The following is a 17,438-nucleotide window of genomic DNA, read 5'->3' on the forward strand; positions in this document are numbered from 1 at the left end:
AACGTAAGCTGACTATGGCACGAGCACTTAGGTGCGGGCGGCGCGGACGCGGACCTCGCGGTGGATGCGGTCGCCAAGAATATCCTCTGCGGTGTCGAGGTCGTAGTCCATTTGCAGGCCGAGCCAGAATTGGGCCGAATTCCCGAAGTAGCGCGCAAGGCGGAGCGCGGTGTCGGCGGTGATGCGGCGGGCGCCCAGGACGATTTCGTTGATGCGGCGCGCGGGCACGCCGATCTCGAGCGCGAGGCGGTTCTGGCTGAGCGCCATCGGCTTGAGGAATTCTTCGAGAAGGACCTCGCCAGGGTGTACCGGCTTTAGTTTGCGTGGCATGTGGGCTGTCTCCTAGTGGTAATCCACGATCTCGACGTAGTAAGCGTGGCCGTCGCGCCACTCGAAACAGATTCGCCATTGATCGTTGATGCGTATGCTGTATTGCCCTTCGCGGTTTCCGCTAAGTTTTTCCAAATGGTTCGCAGGCGGTATCCGCAGATCGTTTACCGATACGGACCGGTGCAACATCCGGAGCTTCCGAAATGCCGCTTGTTGAATTGCCGGCGGAAATTTACGCGAACCGTCGCGCCGGAAGATTTTTTCCGTGTCCTTGCACTTGAAGGTGCGTATCATTTGACGACAGTATATAACGTCGCGCGTTAAACGTCAATCATTATGGCCGGGCGGTCGGCGCATGGTTTGCCGCGCGACACCATCGGCGGTACTCTTACGTGATGCGACCCCTTCGGTATTCCATCAATGTCACCTTGGACGGGTGTTGCGATCATCGTGTGGGCATCCCGGACGAGGAGTTGCATCGTCACGCCGTCGAAAACCTTAACCGGGCCGATGCCCTCATCTTTGGCCGCGTGATCTACGAAATGATGGAGACAGCGTTTCGGACGCCGGCCTGGGAAGTGCTGCCCGACTGGATGCACCCCTTCGCGCGAACGATCGACGCCGCCAAGAAGTACGTCGTGTCGAGCACGCTCGAACGAGTCGATTGGAACGCGGAACTCTTGCGCGGCGATCTCGGGAACGCCGTTCAAAAGCTCAAGCAGGAGCCAGGCAAGGGACTGGCAACGGGCGGCGTGACACTCCCGCTGGCCTTGGCCGAGCTGGGATTGATCGACGAGTACGAGTTCATCGTGCATCCCAGACTGACAGGCCATGGGCCAACGCCGTTCGCGGGGCTCTCGAAGTATGTCGACTTGAAGCTCGTGAGCCGGCTCGAGTTCGCCTCGGGGGCAGTGGCGCTGCGGTATGAGCCGAAATGGTAGGCGTCGGGCTCGTTAGCCCAAGCCCCCTTTTGACCCGCTAAGTTCGATCGCCGCAGAAACCGGCACGTGCATTCTAATGATACGGCTCCAACGAGCACGAGGCCTCGAACAAGGTCCTCGCACCGCACACGCGGCGGCCTCGCGACACCTCCGCCGACTCCACCAATATAATGCGGAGGGTAAGCGATCGCGGTTAGCGCCGCGGACCGAGGGGAAGATGCTTGACGAATTTCTTTACAATCAACGCTAGGGCAGAAATTCGAGTGCGTCCGACAAGAGTTCGTATTCAAACTCTTCTAACTTGAGTGCGTTGATCCTTATCTTACGAATCCTGGCTAGTGCCGTGTCCAGGTTTTCCGTTTCACCAATCATCTGCGTCAGCTTTTCGCCAAGCTGAAGGGGAATACCGTACTCATCTAATGCAGCAGCCACGGGGTTCTTGAAGTGACATTCGACTTGAGACGCGAAGTAGGAGAAGTCGCCAAAGCGTAAGCCCAACGGCTCCAGCACAGCTTGCTGAATTCGTGATAAGGCCATGATGTACCGTGGTAGCTCGAAGCTAGCCCATGTCCGTTCGAACTCTAAAACCCTTTCCACCGCCTCATCTGGCGACTTTGCGGAGAATCGTCCTGGCACAAGTTCTTTGCGCACGCGCTCAGCGGGATTTGGAACAAGACGCATCTGCCATATCTTGAATGCCAATTGCCTGGCGCTGTAGACGCCTCCCTTGCTCCGAGCAGCTTGCACTAGGTATGACCAGATCAGGTCACAAGCAATTCGTAACTGTTCCTTCGTCGGAACATGATTCCAATCAAGAACCGAAGACCATTTCTCTGGCTCGATGAGGAGCGCTCTTGCGAGTCTAATTTGAGCGTCAGGATCGATAGATGTGTTCGCACGCATGACGGACAGGGGTAGAATCTCTTGCACCTCATACTTTCTCATGCGTTCTCTCGATGATGGAGCTAAATCATCAATGTCAATCTGCATCAATAGACTATTCGGGGTATCGATATCTTGAGTAAATACTGGAATGTCGACGAATGGAAGTTCTTCCTCCGGCGGCTCATGAAAGAGGTAAACGTGACCGACGAAATGCTCAAACATGCGCCCGGAGCGACCCTTGATATTATTAAACGTAAAAAAATCTAGTTGTTCTCGTGCAATCTTATTGTCAAATATGACGACATTCTTTGCTTTTGTGTTCACCCCCTCAATTAGGGTTGATGTGCATACGAGAAACGGAAGCTCCAATTCGTTAAATTTACGCACGACATATTGCGCTAATGCTCGTGGAAGCTTGCCATGATGCATGCCAATGCCGCGCACTAGCGCCCGACCAAACACCCAGTCAGGGTGATAGTTTCGAGACGTCCATTGCGAAGCAGGTTTGAGTCTATCTGAATTGATACCAACTCGACCTCCGATTAGCGCGTGAGCGACCTCATTAACCCTTGCTGGGGAGCGGCAGAATATCAATGTAGGTTCGTGAAGATGCTTGCACAATTGTACAAGGCGATCGAGATCCGTTCCCTTGCCTCTAACTGGGATTTGCTCAGACACAACGGTGGCAAACCTCGTCGGGTAGAAGTAGCAACGATAAGCCTTTTCAATGCCGTCAGGAATCCTCTGAATATTGGGACCAAGCAAATAGAACTGACCGCCCAATTTTTTGAGCCGGTAAAAGGCTTGATTAAGTGCCACTGTTCGCGTTTCCTCATCGGACATTCCGCTTAATTTATAGAACTCGTCAATTACAAAGAATTCGATCGCGGGAAATGTATCATACGCAACGGCTCGTTCAGCAGTGAAAATGAAAATATTCTTCTTGTCCGGCTTTTGGGAAAGATGCGTAACAATCTTAAAGCGACGCGAGAATTGTGAGAGTCGCCGTCTTGTTTCATCAATCAATGCCAATGTTGGGACAATTATCGCGATGTTGCCAAACTTCTCCGTCGCAATCAGTGCATCGATTATCCGGCTTTTCCCAAAGCTAGTTGGCGCGCTCAAGATAACATTATCACCATCAAGAAGGCGACGATATACCTCCGCTTGCTCGCGGTGAAAGACGAAGTCATCCGCCATGTTCAGAGGTCGGTGGTACTCATAAGCGATACTATCTCTAAAAGACAATGCTTCCGAATCTACGTAGGGAAACAAGCCGACCGATCTAGCAAGCGCATCAAGAAGCGACTCTAGATCGCCAAAGTACTTTCTGTGCTCTAGTGCACGCAACACCAGCTCGTTGGCTGCGGATTCGAGGATAGGATTCGAAACTACGCGGGCAATGCTCTGTAGAATAGCGAACGGTTGTTTACTTACGCCGTCAACTGATCTTAAAGCGTCACGGATTTCATTGATGTTCATATCTTCTGCCATGCCTTAAGTTTTTGATCCAAGACCTGCAACACATGCACTTTTTCTTTTAAAGGCATGAGGAAGAGATGAATTCGGATTTCTCTGGGTAGTTTTCGATTTGAGAAATTCTTGTGGTGCGTAAGTATCTCACTTTCAAACGCCCTTACATATGTCGAGTCGCATGTGGTATGCTTCGCAACGCACGGGCTATCGTATGTCAGGAGCACTGGAATGCATGCGCGCTGGAAGACTTGGTCGAGGGACGTCTCCGGCTCGAGTAGCTTTCGCAACCTTTCCGCATGCGGCCACTTCGGGTCGATCTTGTTCACTATCAGAGCAAATTCGTCGCGTAGGTAATCCGTGTCCGTGTGGGCCTGCAGTTCCGCAACGACGTCATGTATAGCTTGGCCAATGTCGTCGTAGAATTTTGCCTCCCCCAGCCAAAGCTCTAGATCGTCGGGTGGTCCAACAACATGCACTGCGTCAAAGCCTTTGACCGTCTCGTTGCGAGCCGATTTGTAGTAGATTTTGGATACAGCGGGTAGCGAATCGAAAACTTGCCGAATGGCTATGTGCAGTAGCAGTTCCCCAAACTCGCCTCGGTTTCGAAATTTTTCCGATTCATATACTCGTTTTGCTGCGCGGCGGATCAACTTTGTTGCGTTCTGATGACGAAGGTCTTCGCATTCTGTCGCGCTGAGCGCAAATTCGGGGAGCCAGTCCATCAGGTGATCCGCTAATCCTTCTGTACGCCACGAACCGCGTTCGTACCCGGCGCACAACCCGGATAGGGACGGTTGTACGTCAATATTATGAGCACGAACGGTCAAGAACGCGTCTGGTTTTGGATGCGTTAACATTTTGTGTCAGGAGTTAGGAATCTCGTGATGCAAGAATACAAGCTTCCGCCCAGTCATAATTGCTTTTGTCTGCGCGATATTCTACTACATGTGTTACCTTAAGGGAAGATTTGCGTTTCCACGGATAGGACTTCCGAGAAACCGACTGGCGCATCTGCGGTTCGAATGCATTTGCATGTGTCGGAATCGACAGGGCGGTTGGAGAGAACTTCCCATCGGCGCCTCGTGCCACGCCTCTTAAATGGGGACGATTTAGACTTGGCTGGGAAGTCAGGCAAAACCAACCGATTCTCCGGCGCACCACGGACGACTCGTGCGAAGGCGTATCGGTGTGAAACCGCGGTTGTCTTTGGTTCATAAAGAAAGAACGCCCGGCACGGAGGCCGGGCGCTACAAATACCATTGTGGTGCGAACAGATCATAAGTCCGATGGCCGCGATCTTTTTCCTCGTTAGGGGAATGGACAAAGATTTGCTAGTGGGCTTCAACTTTTTGCGGCGTTCTTCATTGAGCTTGCGGAGCCAGGCTTTCCTGATGGGTTTGGCAAAGGTTAGTTTGGCGGTGGTGGGTTTGGATTCGGGATTGAAGACGCGGACGGTGTAGGATCCGTTGCGGTCTTCGTGTTGTTTGAAGGCGGTGAGTTGGATGTTGCCGCCAGTGAGGGTGACGAAGCTGAGCGATTCTACTCGTTCCCAAATTTCTATTGCATTCTTGAAAAGCTCTGCTTTGTTCCCCCCTCAACCCACCAGCTTTCACCCAATTCTCAAAATCCGTCACCCAAACACGGGTCGTTTCGCACGCCGCGCCTAGATTCTCCGTGTTCTCCGTGTCTCCGTGGTTAAGTCGAGGCTCGTCCTCCGTAGCTCGGAGAGCAAAGGAGAATGCAACACCTTGGGCATAGGTGTAGGAGACACAACTCACCATGCCACAACCCACCACCACCCTCGGCACCCCCGCGGCGCCCTCATGGTCAGCCGAATGGCTCGCCCGCGTGGATACCGAAGAACGGTCGCTGCGCCGTCGCATCTGCGGCGCGATGACCCCGGGCGCGACCCCCTGCACCCTCGAATCCGGCCACCCCTCCGGACGCTGCCGCTACCACGGCGGCGTCCCCAGCGTCGGACCGCCCAGCGACAACCAGAACGCCCGCATCCACGGGCTCTACGCCCGCCGCCTCCAACGCTGTGGGCCGCACTGCCCCTTGTGGAAATCGTGCCCGTTCTCGGGCGACGACGTCCTTGCCTTGCCCGAGAAACAGCGTCCCATCTGCGCCTACGAACGCGACGAATACGCCGCGCTCGTCAAACACTATTTCAAGGAAGACGTCGAACCGGCCGCGGACCGGCCCGACGACAACGACGGCGAGTGCGATGACGAAACCGGCGACGCCACCTGGGCGCGCCGTTCCGTGTGGGACTTGCCCGCCCCGTCCGAATGCCCCGAACCCTTCCTCCTGCACCAACTCGTCCTGTTGACCATCATGCAGACGCGCGCCGCCGCGGTGTTGTCCGAAATGACGCTGACCGCCACCGTCGAAGTGGACTCGCCGAACTACAAAATGCGGAGCGCGAAACCGGCGGCCGCGTTGGACGCGTTTATCCGGATCGCGCGGGAGTATCGGGCGTTGCGCGCGGTGATCGATACGAAGAAGCTGAATCCGGCCCCGCAGGAGATGGGGATCGGCTCGCGCTTGAGACCGTTGATGCTGCGCGCAAGAGAGGCGATTCAGAATTCGATCGTGGGCATGGATGCAACCGACAAACAAAGACCAAACACGAATCAAACCACGAAGAACACGGAGAACAGCAGCAAGGAAGTTAGGGAATTAGGAAGCGAGACAAGAGCCGGCGAGGCAGCGAATGGCGGTAGAGCGAATAGCGAGGCAGCGATTCAAGAAGAAGTAGACGGCGAATGCGTGGCGCGCGCTGCGCGCGAGACGGATGGCGGTCTCGCGATACCGGCCGAGAAGACCGCGAAATCGGACGAAGGTGGGATTGCGGCGGTAACGAACGATGAGCCGTTGAGCCGCGAAGAGTTGGCGAGGCGCCGGAGAGCGTTGCGTCCGCCCCCGGTGTTGGGGCGCGATGCGCGTTCGCGCGGTTTTCGATCACCGATCGACGACAATTCTTTCGGCGGTCGAGGCGGATAAGGTTGTCGAGTGAATCCGCTGTGTGGCGGAAGAACAAAGCAGATCTCTTCAAGAGCACATTACCAACGAATGTCCAACCTGAGACATGGATACCGTACTCGTTCCCAAATTTCGATTTGGGAACGCACTCTTGAGAAGCTCTGCTTCCCTTCGGCTTGTCCCGTCGCCGCTACCGGGGTGCGCGCAGTGCTAAGCGGAGCTTTTCAAGAACGCATTACCGAATGGAAATTCGGTAACGAGTGAACCTAAGAGCTAAGAGCGCCCGGCATGGAAGCCGGGCCATCTCTGGGACTGGCACCGTCTTTCGCGCAGGCTTTGCGGAGCGAAACACGGTGCCTGTCCCTGCCTACAAAAGGGCCGTCCAACTTCCAGGCCGGGCGCTACAAATGCAAATCGAAATATCAAAAGGTGACTTCGATGGTTGCGATTTTTTTCTTCGTTAGGGCGACCGATAGGCTTTTGCCCGCGGGTTTGAGTTCTTTGCGGCGTTCTTCGTTGAGGTTGCAGAGCCAGGCTTTTTTGATGGGTTTCGCGAAGGTCAGTTTCGCGGTGACCGGTTTTGCTTCCGGGTTGAAGACGCGGACAGTGTAGGAGCCGTTGCGGTCTTCGTGTTGTTTGAACGCAGTGAGTTGGACATTGCCGCCGGCAAGGGTGAGGAAGCTGAGGGATTTTGCCAGCGTGCCCTTGTGGGGGCCGCATTGCGCGGGGTCGAGCGGAAGGTTGAGTTCTTCCGCTTCGGTGAAGACGCCGTTGGTCCAGTCGCCTTTATGGGGGTAGATGGAGTAGGTCCATTCGTGGGGGCCGATGCATTGGGCAAGGTCCATTTCAGGGTGGACTTCCCAGCGGCCGAAGATGGGGCAGTTGCGATAGGTGTAGGCGCGGAAGAGGGTGATGCCGAGCGTGCGTTCGGCGTTGTCGAGGGCTTCGTATTCGCGGATGCCGGTGTTGAGGATGGCGAAACCTTTTTTGCCGTCGGTGAGATCGACCCAGCGGTACATGGGGTATTGCGGGTTCGGGCGGCCGTAGTACGCGTTGCCTTTCTTGACGGTGATGTCGCGCTCGATGACGTCGTAGTTCGCTTCCGAATCCGAGACCTTCGCCTTGAGTCCGGTCGGGAACATGACGCGGAGGCGGTGGTTCTTGCACTGGTTGTCGAGCGAGGTGGTGACGTCGAGGCGTCGCTGGCCCGCGCGCAGGGTGAAGCGGCTGGTGACGACGAGTTTGCGGCGCTCTTTCGTGCGGCTGGTGTGATCGTCGGCGTCGCCGCGGAACTGCGCGGTGAGTTCGTCGTCGATGCCGATGGGAATTTCCATGTGGTACTCGACGCGGACGCGGGCGAGCAGCGGGCCGGCTTCTTCGAGCGCAATGACGCAGGGCGACCCGTGCGAGGTGATCGTCTCGTTGCCGTGTGGCTCCATGTGAATCCACGAGTGGCCGGTCTCGCCGGTGTCTTCGAGGTAGTGCAGGCCGCTGTAGGTTTGTTTCGTTTGTTTGTGGGTGATATCGAGCGTGCCGTCGCTGTTGAACTTGACGCGGAGGAACTCGTTCTCGATGACGTTCGTTTCTGTCGCCAACGAACCCGGCTCATATTGCCACTTTTCCTCGCGCACGATGTGGAAGGTTTTGTAGCCGAAGGCGGGGATGTCTTCGACTTCGACGTGGCAGAGCACGCGCTGCGTGTTCAGTTCGATCGAGATGTCCTGCAGGTTGCGGACGAGCGCGCCCCACTCGAACTGTTCCTTGCGCTGGATGCGCGAGACTTTTTTGCCGTCCGGCGTGCGGATGCTGAAGGCTTCGTAGCCCATGTTGGCGGGCATGTCGATGTAGCACGACACGACGCCGCCGCGCGGGAAGGGGCAGGGATTGAAGACGGTGAGGACGGTGTCCCTGGGCGACAGGTCCGAGTTGTCGATCGCGATTTGCACCGCACCCATGCCGCGGCGGGCAAGCCCTTCGCTGACGATGCAGATTTGGTCGAACCGGAACAGCGAGTCCTTTTCCATTTGATCGATGCCCGCGCCGGTGATGGTGTCGTGCGGATGGTTCTGCAAAAGCATTTTCCAGCACTTGTCGAGGGCGGTCTTTTCGTAGCGGCCGCCGGCCATCTTGCCGATGGCGCTCCAGGGTTCGGCGAGACGTTGCAGCGCAACTTCCGCCTTGTGGTTCGCGCGTTTGAGGCGCGTGCGCGCGCTGATGACGTCGCCCATGAGGTGCGTCCACTTGCCGGTGGATCCCGGGTCGCGGCTTTCGCCGGTGAGCACGGTTGGGTTCTTGACCTCCTTGCGCATCGCGTCCATGTAGGTCTTAAGATCGGAGAACCTGATGTCATGCTCCGGCAGCAGCTTCTGGCAGAGCTTCATGATCCGAGTTTCTTCGGGATCGGGATCGCTGGTGTCGAAGCCCTGCATGCAGCAGATGTGCGAGGTGGTGAAGTGTTCGGATTCGTCCTTCACCAGTTTCAGCAACTGATCGCGGATGGGTTTCTCGTTCCACTGTTTGATGTGTTTGTCGAGGACGTAGTAGTGATCGCGCGGTTTGTCCACGCGCGCGAGGCGGAAGGGCGCGGCGCCGCGGTCCCAGTCGTAGCGCGCCCAGACGTCGTCGGAGCCGTAGCGCAGGAAGCGGTAGACGTAGATGTAGTAGCTGAAGCGGCTCATGCAGCCGAAGCGCATACCGAGGAGGCGCGAGCCGTCCGGCCCTTCGAGAATGAATTCGCTCTTGGGCACGTTGATGCCGCGGTAGAAAATGATCGTGTCGATATCGAAGCCCTGATAGATTTGCGGCATCTGCGAGGTCTGGCCGTAGCCGAAGGGGGTGTAGCCGACCTTGGCGACCTTGCCGTAGCTTTCGGCGACGCGATGGCCGACGAGGAGGTTGCGGACGAGCGATTCGGCGTTGACGAGGTACTCTTCCGGGAGCGAGTACCACGGCCCAACGATGAACCGGCCGGACTTCACGTGCTTCTCGACGGCCGCGCGTTTTTCGGGGCGCAATTCGAGGTAGTCTTCGACGCAGAGCGTCTGGGAATCCATCGTGAAGGAGTGGAATTCTGTGTCGGTATCGAGCAGTTCGAGGAGGTTGTCCATGAAATCCAACAGGAGGAGGCGCGTTTCCTCGAAGGGATAGCCCCACTCGCGGTCCCAGTGCGAGTTGGACACAACATGGATCGTCTTACGGCCTTTGGACATGGAAACCTCCCCGGAGTTGAAAGGAGATATTTTGGCAAACGGATGCGGAGCCGCGCAATTCGCAATGCGAGCGGCATTGGAACCCAGCATTTCCATCCAACGAATTTCGCGTCACTAACGACGCGCTAACCCGGCGGCGTCAAGATGATCCCCGGCGTGAAATTGGGTTAAAGTGGGGCGTTTGGGCCGCAACGAAGTAGGAATTGTACCGATGAAATCGACTATTGCTCGTCTCTTATTACTCTTGGTATGGGTCTGTGGCGCATTCGCGCACGTGGGCGATCACCCGTCCGTTCACGACACGGTGGCGGGCGTCGTCGAGCGCATGAAAGACACGATGTCGATCGAGGCGTTGCGCGCGTTGACGGTGGAGACGGCGGCGGCGGTCCTCACGGACGACGAGAAACACGTCCTCGCGACCGAGCACCTGTCCTTCGACGTGAACGTGCCGGTGGACGTGTACGTGGTGCGCGATGCGCGGTTGGGTAAGGACCCGTATTGGCTGGCGTCGGAAGGATTCGAGCAGACGGGGCTGCGCCTGAAAGTTGACGACGAAGAATTTGACGCGTGGAGGAAGTCCTTCGCGGCGGGCCGCGTGGGGCTTGGCGTAAGTAGTCTGAGCGGCGGCGGGGACCACTACTTCGTCGTGTTGAAGCCGAAGGAAGCGGGCGCGGCGATCGAGCTGACGAATATCTATCCGGGGCGTCATACCGTCGGCGTGTTGACGAACGGCGCCCAGGTTTATGTCGATCGCGACGACAAACTCGCGGCCGAAGTGCCGGCGGAGTTCGAGGGCGCGTTCCTGTTGCGCGGCGACAACAGCCGCCGCAAGGAAGCCCAGATCGTCAACATCTTCCGCGTCACGCCGTATCCGGCGAGCGCGCGGCCCGATCACGTGGTGCTGACATGGAGCGGCGATCCGAAGACGACTCAGGCGATTCAATGGCGGACCAGCACCGCGGTGAAGCACGGCAAGGTGCAATACATCCGGAAGGCGGACCACAACCGAGTGAACTCGAAGAAAGCGAACATGGTGGACGCGGAAACGAAGCCGCTCGCCAACGCGACGCTGCTGAACGACACGTCGATCCATCGACACACGGCGGTGTTGACGAACCTCGAACCGGGCACTACCTACCTCTACTCGGTCGGCGACGGGTCGGAGGACGGCTGGACCGAGTTGAACGAGTTCACGACGGCTCCGGACGCCACCGTGCCGTTTTCGTTCGTGTACATGGGCGACGCGCAGAACGGACTCGACCGCTGGGGCTCGCTGATTCACCACGCGTACCGCGAACGGCCCGACGCGGCGTTTTACATTATGGCGGGCGACCTCGTGAACCGCGGCGCGGAGCGGGACGATTGGGACACGTTCTTCCAGAACGCCAAGGGCGTATTCGATCGCCGCCAGTTGGTGCCGTGCCTTGGCAATCACGAATATCAGAACAACGATCCGAGTTTGTATCTCGAACAGTTCGCATTGCCCACGAACGGGCCGGCGGCGATTGGCCCGGAACGCGCGTATTCGTTCGAGTACAGCAACGCGCTGTTCGTCGTGCTCGACTCGAACCAGTTGCCGGAGACCCAGACGGAATGGCTCGACCAGCAACTGGCGAATTCAAAGGCGGTGTGGAAGTTTGTGGTTTACCATCACCCTGCCTACTCGTCTTCCGTGAGACGCGACAACCCCGGCGTGCGCAAGCTGTGGGGCGCGATCTTCGACAAGTATCACGTGGACATGGCGCTTCAGGGGCACGACCACGCGTACCTGCGTACGTATCCGATGAAGGGCGAGCAACGCGTCGGGTCGCCGGCGGAAGGCACCGTGTACGTGATCAGCGTGTCGGGCACGAAGTTCTACGATCAGGGGGATCTCGATTACATCGAGTTTGGCATGACCAACGTCGCGACGTATCAGGTGCTCGATATTTACATCGACGGCGACCGTCTGGTCTATCGCGCGTACGACATCGACGGCGCCAAGCGCGACGAACTTATTATCGAGAAGTGAACGCGGCGTACACAGTCCAACGGCGCGGACCCGGCGAGGTTGACGATCTCTATGCGCTGATCGAGGCGTGCGGCGAGGACATGTGGCGCCGGCTCGGTCTCGATCACTGGAAACCGCCGACGCCGATAGAAGTCTTTCGGGACTATGCGCGCACGAAGGAAGTGTATGCCGTGCGCGACGGCAACGAGTTGGCCGCTACGTTCACGATCGGACCCGATGCGCCGGAGCCGTACCCGCCCTCGAACTGGGCAAACCATGCACACCGGGCGATCTACTTGAACAAACTTGCCGTTTCGCCAATGTTGCAGGGGCGAGGACTCGGGCGATGGTGCATGGACGAGGTCGAACGGTTGACGCGCGAGCGCGGATTTCACGCCGTCCGTTTCGATGCCTTGACGCGAAACGCGCCGCTGCTTGCGTTCTACGATCACCTGGGCTACCGGCGGTGCGGCGACATGTACGTCTATGACGAAATCGGGCGGGGATGGGACATCGTGTTGTACGAGAAGGTGCTGTAAGCGGGGAGGGCGGACAACTATTTTGGATTCTGGATTTTGGATTCTGGATTGAGCGCGAGATCAGTCGTCGATCGCGCGGCCGGGCATTCGCCGCAACCGCAGCCGGTCGATTTGCCGGTGAGCGTGCGATACCAGCGGCGCGCGAGGTAGGCGGCGCACGCGCCAATAACTGCCGCGACGACTAGGCCTTGCCACGTCATGCGCCGCCCCATCCGAGCCACGTTGCGGCGTGGTAGATCGTGAAGGCGCCGATGTACGCGAGCGTGGTCATGTAGGCGAAGGTAAAGGCCGGCCACGCGACAGACTTTGTTTCCCGGCGGATGATCGCGAGCGTCGCGCCGCACTGGCAGCACAACGCGAAGAACACCATGATGGACAGGGCGACCGGAATGTCGAAGAGCAACGCGCCGTCCGCGCGTTGGGCGCCACGCAACGTTTCCTTGAGCGATTCGGACGCTTCGTCCACGTCACCGCCGAGGGCGAAGATGGTGCCGAGCGTGGCGATGACCACCTCCCGCGCGGGGAACGACGCGATTGCGGCCATGCCGATGCGCCAGTCCCATCCCAGGGGCCGCACCAGCGGTTCGATGGCGACGCCCATGCGCCCGAAGTAGCTATTGCGCAAGTGTGCTGCGCTTTCCGCGTTGTTCAAATCCGTGAGCGCGGCGTCGAGGTCCGCGCCCGTTTGGCCGGACTGCTCCACTTGGGCGCGCTGTTCCGCGAACTGTCCCGCGATCGATTCGGAGTGTGGAAAGTACGCGAGCGCCCACACGATGACGGCCACGGCGAAGATAATGGTGCCCGCGCGGATGATGAATTCCTTGCCTTGTTCGTAGACCTTGCGCGCGACGGTGCCCCACTGCGGCCATTTGTAGGTTGGCAGTTCGAGCAGAAACGGCGGAGTGTCGCCCTTGAGCAATGTGCGCTTGAGCGTCCACGCGACGGGAACGGCGACGAGGATTCCCGTGCAATACATCGCGAACAGGACGACGCCCTGCAGGTTCAGCACGCCGTACACTTTTGTATCGGGGATGAACGTGGTGATCATGAGCGTATACACCGGCAGGCGCGCGGAGCAGCTCATGAGGGGCGCGACGAGTATCGTAGTGACGCGGTCACGGCGGTTGCCAATCGTGCGTGTCGCCATGATGCCGGGAATCGCGCACGCAAACGACGAGAGCATTGGAATGAAGGACTGGCCGGAGAGTCCGCAACGGCTGAGGAGTTTGTCCATGAGAAACGCGGCGCGCGCCATGTAACCGCAGGCCTCGAGGAGCGCGATAAAGAACATTAGAATTACGATCTGCGGCAGGAACACCAGTACACTGCCGACACCGCCGACGACCCCGTCGACGACGAGACTCTGCAGCATGCCTCCGGGAAGCATTTCGCCGATCCACGCGCCGGCGCTTCCGATTGCGGCGTCCACCAAATCCATGACGGGACCGGCCCACGCGAATATGGCTTGAAACATGAGCAGCATCACGGCCGCAAAGACGAGCGTGCCGTAGACTTTGTGCGTGAGGACCGCGTCAATCTTGTCTGAACCGGTTATGAGCCGCGTTGCCGGCTTGCGCACACCGGCGGCAACTACGCGTCTCACCCAGTTGTACCGGCTGCGGGCTTCGATCGCGGCGAGCGAGCCGTTTTGCGCGACGCGGCCGCGGTGGCGGTCGACGATCTCGGAGATGCCGGCGTGCGCGCGCGCGAGCCTTTTCTCGATGTAGCCGTTTCGATCGATCAGGAGGCGGAACGCTTCGACATGGGGGACTTCGCGCCCGATTTCGCCTTTGCGGGCGTTTAATTCCGCTTCAAGTGCGGCGAGTTCCTTGGTCAATGCCTCGGGGTACTCCGGACCCGCGGCGCCGTTTGCCGGACCGTGATCGGTCACGCGCACGAGCGCCGCGCGTAGATCGTCGATGCCGATTTTCTTGTGCGCGCAAATGCGAACGACGGGCGCGCCGAGTTCTTCTGCGAGCGTGTCCGTGTCGATTTCAATCTGGCGCTTATCGGCCAGATCGCTCATATTCAGTGCGACGACGAATGGCTTTCCGATTTCCCGCAACTGTGATACGAGATACAGATTGCGTTCGAGGTTGGTGGCGTCGACGACGGCAAGGATTGCATCGACGGGCCGCTCGCCGGCCTGCTGGCCGAGGAGGACGTCCACAACAATCGATTCATCGGGCGACCGCGCGGCGAGGCTGTAGGTGCCGGGGAGGTCGATCACTTCGACGGTCGAACCGTTGTGGCGCATGGCGCCGGCTTTTCGTTCGACAGTGACACCGGGGTAGTTGCCGGTCGAGTGGGCGAGGCCGGTCAGCGCATTGAAGAGGGTGGTTTTGCCGACATTGGGGTTGCCGATAACCGCTATCGTCTTAGCCACGGCCCGGCCCTACGCGAGGCAAACGAGGGCGGCTTCGGTTTTCCGCAAGGAGAGGTGGTATCCGTGAATGATGATTTCCATGGGATCGCCCAAGGGGGCCATCCGGACCACTTCAACGCCGGCGCCTTCGATCACGCCCATTTCGAGCAGCCGCTGGTGGACGGCGCCGTCACCGTGCAATCGCTCGACAACACCGACGTCACCCGGTTTCAGTTGATCGAGCGTCCGGTTCGTTCCATTGCTATGCAAGGCTGGCATCCTCCGCGGGGGATGCATACGCTGCGGACCACGACAATTCCATCGGGCATACGCGGACACTTTCCGCCTCATTGGCGCGCAGGCACAGCCTGGAATCGCCGACTTCAATAATCAGCGGCGACCCGGCGCGCGCCACACGAATGGGCACGCCCGCCATCACGCCGAGCACGCGCAGGCGCGCGCTCAACGGCGAATCGTCATCGAGCGCTACGACGAATACTTCGTCGCCGTCCGTGCAATCTGTGAGGGCCACATCCATTACATCTACATCCACAGCCATCGTTATCCCCCAATCGTTCCTTGCCGCGGCGGCGCCCCCCGGCTGCCGCGCGGCACTGTTATTCACGCGCCCGGTCTAGTGATCGAGCCTGGATTTCTTGCTCTTGTTGCTCCCGGTGTGATACTCGCACACCTCCCCCGGCGGCGTAAGGCATTCGCCGCCTTCGCACAGCGGGCAACTCTCGACGGATTCGCAACCCGGGCGGAAACTTGCCATAACGCTGTGGATTTTGGCGGCGCGCGATTCGTCGCTAAGGATATAGCGCATGAGCCACACCAGACGCCGTCCGGTCTCGAGGCTCATCAGATGTTCCATCTTGCAGGCGTCCGACATGGCCACTTCGCTCGACATGCCGAGAACTTCCTCGAAGAACTTGGTTAGGATACGGAAGTTTTGTTCGACGAGGCGCGCCATTTGTTTGCCGTCATCTGTAAGGAGGAGGAATCGATGCGGGTCTTCGGTGATCCATCCGCGCTTTTTGAGCTGCGAGATGGACATCGAGGCCGCGCCGCGCGATACTTCCAACATCTCGGCGACATCGGTGACGCGGGCGTATCCGAATTCGTCACGGAGCGCGTCCACGGCCATGAGATAATGGGCGGCCGAGTGTGTGATATCGTTCTTCTCGAAGTCGCGCCAGCGGGTTGAATCGTTGTGTTGAATGCTCATTGGGCCTTCCTGATCAGCATACTAAACACATGTCACTTGGATTATACGCAATGATTTGGCCGCTGTCAATTGGTTTCAATGATGTCCAATGGTCAGCCGGCGGTACGCAACGGGTTTGGCTTGACCTGCGTAACTAACGGCGCCTACAATAGTTGTGGGTTTCATCGACGGGCATTCGCCCGAGGGGCTGGGATTCACCGTTATGGAAGCCGTCGACGTATCGGTTGGGTTGGTGGTCAGGAACGCGGGGGCCTTTTTGCCCAAGGTGCTTGCCCATCTAGAACAGCAAACGTACCCTGCCGGACGTTTCGAGGTCGTTGTGGCGGATCGGAGCAGTTCTGACGACACGCCGGCAATTCTGGAACACCATGCGGAAGGATCGCCGGTTAAATTGCGCACGGTCAGCGCCGACGTTTCGACGATGCCTGCGGCTCGCAATTGCATCCTTCGGGAGAGTCGCGGGCGTTGGGTGGTGTTTCTCGACGCGGAACTGCTGGCCAGTCCCAAGCTTGTCGAAACCCACATACGGGCGCAGGACCAACACGGCGGGGACTGCGTGGTCGTGGGAAACATCGAGCCACACCCTCAGGCGGCGCGCCACGCGCGGTTGCGGCATTTTGCGCCGCCCGACGTGGAGCCGTTTGCGCACAATCAACCGTTGCGCTTTCTCGATTGGCGCTGCTGGAACCTTTCCGCGCCGCGCGCTCAGCTTGTCGAGGCTGGTGGATTTGACGAGTCACTGGCGGTACCGGGACTTGAGGACGTTGAACTGGCATGGCGTCTCGAACGCACGGAGATGCAGGGGTACTTCAACGAACAGGCCGTCGCATATTCGTGGCAACAGGTAAACATAGAACGAGAGGTGGAGCGGCGCTACTCGGAGGGCTTTACACTGTGGCACGTCCTGGGCAAGACGCACTCCGACGTGCTGGCAAACCGTTACTTGGGTCCCAGTGGGCGGCCGTGGTCGGCGTCGGAGCTTATGCTGGCGCCGGTGTACCAGCGGGTGTGCCATTCGATCGCGGTCCACGCGGGGCCGTTCGATTGGGTGTGCCGGCGCATGGCACGGACCGCGGTGATTCAAGGGTACCGCGACGCGAAACGCGGAAGACCACCGCGATACGAAGCCGGAGTTACGCTGTAGCATGGCAACGGTTGTTGGCGGATGCGCACCGTCTTGCGCGAGCGGGCGCGAAGGGGACCAAAAGGATCAATAGGACCTATGGGACCTATGGGACCTATGGGACCAAGGGGCCGATGGGACCAAGGGGACCTAGGGGCCGATAGGACCAAGGGGACCGATGGGACAAGGGGACCAAAAAGACACGCTGGAAATTGGAGATCGCGCAACGATCGACGATTTCCGAGACACGGGTTTCGACAAAGTATTAGAGTAATTCTTTAGCCGAGTGAAGCATTTATGGAAACTGCCGATAAACATAATGCTTGGATTCAGTCGAGGGACGGAGGTTTTGGTGACCCAGCAGACG

The 17,438-nt window shown here is 58.6% G+C and carries 16 protein-coding genes; 5 read left to right on the forward strand and 11 right to left on the reverse strand.

Annotated features, from left to right (window positions below):
* Window positions 1-27: 27 nt before the first annotated feature.
* Together HUU46_24080 and HUU46_24085 are read right to left on the reverse strand one after the other, a co-directional pair.
* On the reverse strand, window positions 28-330 hold the full coding sequence (locus HUU46_24080; protein ID NUM56719.1) for a HigA family addiction module antidote protein: 303 nt from the start codon (window positions 328-330) through the stop codon (window positions 28-30).
* 12 nt (window positions 331-342) lie between these two features.
* Window positions 343-624, reverse strand: a complete 282-nt coding sequence (locus tag HUU46_24085; protein ID NUM56720.1) for a type II toxin-antitoxin system RelE/ParE family toxin — start codon at window positions 622-624, stop codon at window positions 343-345.
* 101 nt (window positions 625-725) lie between these two features.
* Here HUU46_24085 and HUU46_24090 point away from each other — a divergent pair, with 101 nt between their 5' ends.
* Window positions 726-1,271: a dihydrofolate reductase family protein gene (locus HUU46_24090; GenBank protein ID NUM56721.1), complete on the forward strand. Its 546-nt coding sequence runs from the start codon at window positions 726-728 to the stop codon at window positions 1,269-1,271.
* Window positions 1,272-1,517: 246 nt separating this feature from the next.
* On the opposite strand, the gene HUU46_24095 is transcribed toward HUU46_24090, so the two are convergent.
* The 3 genes from HUU46_24095 to HUU46_24105 form a co-directional block, all read right to left on the reverse strand.
* A complete protein-coding gene (locus HUU46_24095) occupies window positions 1,518-3,638 on the reverse strand; it encodes a DEAD/DEAH box helicase (GenBank protein NUM56722.1) in 2,121 nt (706 codons plus the stop codon).
* Window positions 3,635-4,489, reverse strand: coding sequence for a DUF1837 domain-containing protein (locus tag HUU46_24100; GenBank protein NUM56723.1), 855 nt, complete (start codon window positions 4,487-4,489; stop codon window positions 3,635-3,637). The genes HUU46_24095 and HUU46_24100 overlap by 4 nt, the downstream gene beginning before the upstream one ends.
* A gap of 98 nt (window positions 4,490-4,587) precedes the next feature.
* Window positions 4,588-5,193 (reverse strand): hypothetical protein, encoded by a 606-nt coding sequence (locus HUU46_24105; protein ID NUM56724.1) that lies wholly within the window; start codon window positions 5,191-5,193, stop codon window positions 4,588-4,590.
* 218 nt (window positions 5,194-5,411) lie between these two features.
* Between HUU46_24105 and HUU46_24110 the strand changes: the two genes are divergently transcribed.
* Window positions 5,412-6,638, forward strand: coding sequence for a hypothetical protein (locus tag HUU46_24110; protein NUM56725.1), 1,227 nt, complete (start codon window positions 5,412-5,414; stop codon window positions 6,636-6,638).
* A 401-nt stretch (window positions 6,639-7,039) separates the two neighbouring features.
* On the opposite strand, the gene HUU46_24115 is transcribed toward HUU46_24110, so the two are convergent.
* Window positions 7,040-9,826, reverse strand: coding sequence for a hypothetical protein (locus tag HUU46_24115; protein ID NUM56726.1), 2,787 nt, complete (start codon window positions 9,824-9,826; stop codon window positions 7,040-7,042).
* Window positions 9,827-10,037: 211 nt separating this feature from the next.
* On the opposite strand from HUU46_24115, the gene HUU46_24120 reads away from it, so the two are divergent.
* Together HUU46_24120 and HUU46_24125 are read left to right on the forward strand one after the other, a co-directional pair.
* Window positions 10,038-11,837 (forward strand): metallophosphoesterase family protein, encoded by a 1,800-nt coding sequence (locus HUU46_24120; GenBank protein NUM56727.1) that lies wholly within the window; start codon window positions 10,038-10,040, stop codon window positions 11,835-11,837.
* Window positions 11,834-12,355 carry a GNAT family N-acetyltransferase gene (locus HUU46_24125; GenBank protein ID NUM56728.1) on the forward strand — a complete coding sequence of 174 codons (522 nt, stop codon included), beginning with the start codon at window positions 11,834-11,836 and terminating at the stop codon, window positions 12,353-12,355. The genes HUU46_24120 and HUU46_24125 overlap by 4 nt, the downstream gene beginning before the upstream one ends.
* Before the next feature lie 17 nt (window positions 12,356-12,372).
* Here the strand turns inward: HUU46_24125 and HUU46_24130 are convergent, their stop codons facing one another.
* The 5 genes from HUU46_24130 to HUU46_24150 form a co-directional block, all read right to left on the reverse strand.
* The gene (locus tag HUU46_24130) at window positions 12,373-12,555 is read right to left on the reverse strand and encodes a FeoB-associated Cys-rich membrane protein (GenBank protein NUM56729.1); all 183 of its coding nucleotides are present in this window, start codon (window positions 12,553-12,555) and stop codon (window positions 12,373-12,375) included.
* Complete coding sequence (gene feoB / locus HUU46_24135; GenBank protein NUM56730.1) at window positions 12,552-14,741, reverse strand: ferrous iron transport protein B; 2,190 nt, start codon at window positions 14,739-14,741, stop codon at window positions 12,552-12,554. Before feoB ends, HUU46_24130 begins: the two co-directional genes overlap by 4 nt.
* Window positions 14,742-14,750: 9 nt before the next feature.
* Window positions 14,751-14,999: a ferrous iron transport protein A gene (locus HUU46_24140; GenBank protein NUM56731.1), complete on the reverse strand. Its 249-nt coding sequence runs from the start codon at window positions 14,997-14,999 to the stop codon at window positions 14,751-14,753.
* On the reverse strand, window positions 14,983-15,279 hold the full coding sequence (locus HUU46_24145) for a ferrous iron transport protein A (protein NUM56732.1): 297 nt from the start codon (window positions 15,277-15,279) through the stop codon (window positions 14,983-14,985). Before HUU46_24145 ends, HUU46_24140 begins: the two co-directional genes overlap by 17 nt.
* Window positions 15,280-15,354: 75 nt before the next feature.
* Window positions 15,355-15,948, reverse strand: a complete 594-nt coding sequence (locus tag HUU46_24150; GenBank protein NUM56733.1) for a metal-dependent transcriptional regulator — start codon at window positions 15,946-15,948, stop codon at window positions 15,355-15,357.
* Window positions 15,949-16,150: 202 nt separating this feature from the next.
* Between HUU46_24150 and HUU46_24155 the strand changes: the two genes are divergently transcribed.
* On the forward strand, window positions 16,151-17,092 hold the full coding sequence (locus HUU46_24155) for a glycosyltransferase (GenBank protein NUM56734.1): 942 nt from the start codon (window positions 16,151-16,153) through the stop codon (window positions 17,090-17,092).
* Window positions 17,093-17,438: the final 346 nt, after the last annotated feature.

It is taken from the genome of Candidatus Hydrogenedentota bacterium (assembly GCA_013359265.1).
GTDB lineage: Bacteria > Hydrogenedentota > Hydrogenedentia > Hydrogenedentales > SLHB01 > JABWCD01.

What these genes read in the sequence shown, in the direction of transcription:
- HUU46_24110 (NUM56725.1), top strand. Translation starts at nt 5,412, where the DNA reads ATGCCACAACCCACCACCACCCTCGGCACCCCCGCGGCGCCCTCATGG.
- HUU46_24130 (NUM56729.1), bottom strand. Translation starts at nt 12,555, where the DNA reads ATGACGTGGCAAGGCCTAGTCGTCGCGGCAGTTATTGGCGCGTGCGCC.
- HUU46_24080 (NUM56719.1), bottom strand. Translation starts at nt 330, where the DNA reads ATGCCACGCAAACTAAAGCCGGTACACCCTGGCGAGGTCCTTCTCGAA.
- HUU46_24155 (NUM56734.1), top strand. Translation starts at nt 16,151, where the DNA reads ATGGAAGCCGTCGACGTATCGGTTGGGTTGGTGGTCAGGAACGCGGGG.
- HUU46_24090 (NUM56721.1), top strand. Translation starts at nt 726, where the DNA reads ATGCGACCCCTTCGGTATTCCATCAATGTCACCTTGGACGGGTGTTGC.
- HUU46_24150 (NUM56733.1), bottom strand. Translation starts at nt 15,948, where the DNA reads ATGAGCATTCAACACAACGATTCAACCCGCTGGCGCGACTTCGAGAAG.
- HUU46_24140 (NUM56731.1), bottom strand. Translation starts at nt 14,999, where the DNA reads ATGCCAGCCTTGCATAGCAATGGAACGAACCGGACGCTCGATCAACTG.
- HUU46_24095 (NUM56722.1), bottom strand. Translation starts at nt 3,638, where the DNA reads ATGAACATCAATGAAATCCGTGACGCTTTAAGATCAGTTGACGGCGTA.
- HUU46_24115 (NUM56726.1), bottom strand. Translation starts at nt 9,826, where the DNA reads ATGTCCAAAGGCCGTAAGACGATCCATGTTGTGTCCAACTCGCACTGG.
- HUU46_24145 (NUM56732.1), bottom strand. Translation starts at nt 15,279, where the DNA reads ATGGCTGTGGATGTAGATGTAATGGATGTGGCCCTCACAGATTGCACG.
- HUU46_24085 (NUM56720.1), bottom strand. Translation starts at nt 624, where the DNA reads ATGATACGCACCTTCAAGTGCAAGGACACGGAAAAAATCTTCCGGCGC.
- HUU46_24100 (NUM56723.1), bottom strand. Translation starts at nt 4,489, where the DNA reads ATGTTAACGCATCCAAAACCAGACGCGTTCTTGACCGTTCGTGCTCAT.
- HUU46_24120 (NUM56727.1), top strand. Translation starts at nt 10,038, where the DNA reads ATGAAATCGACTATTGCTCGTCTCTTATTACTCTTGGTATGGGTCTGT.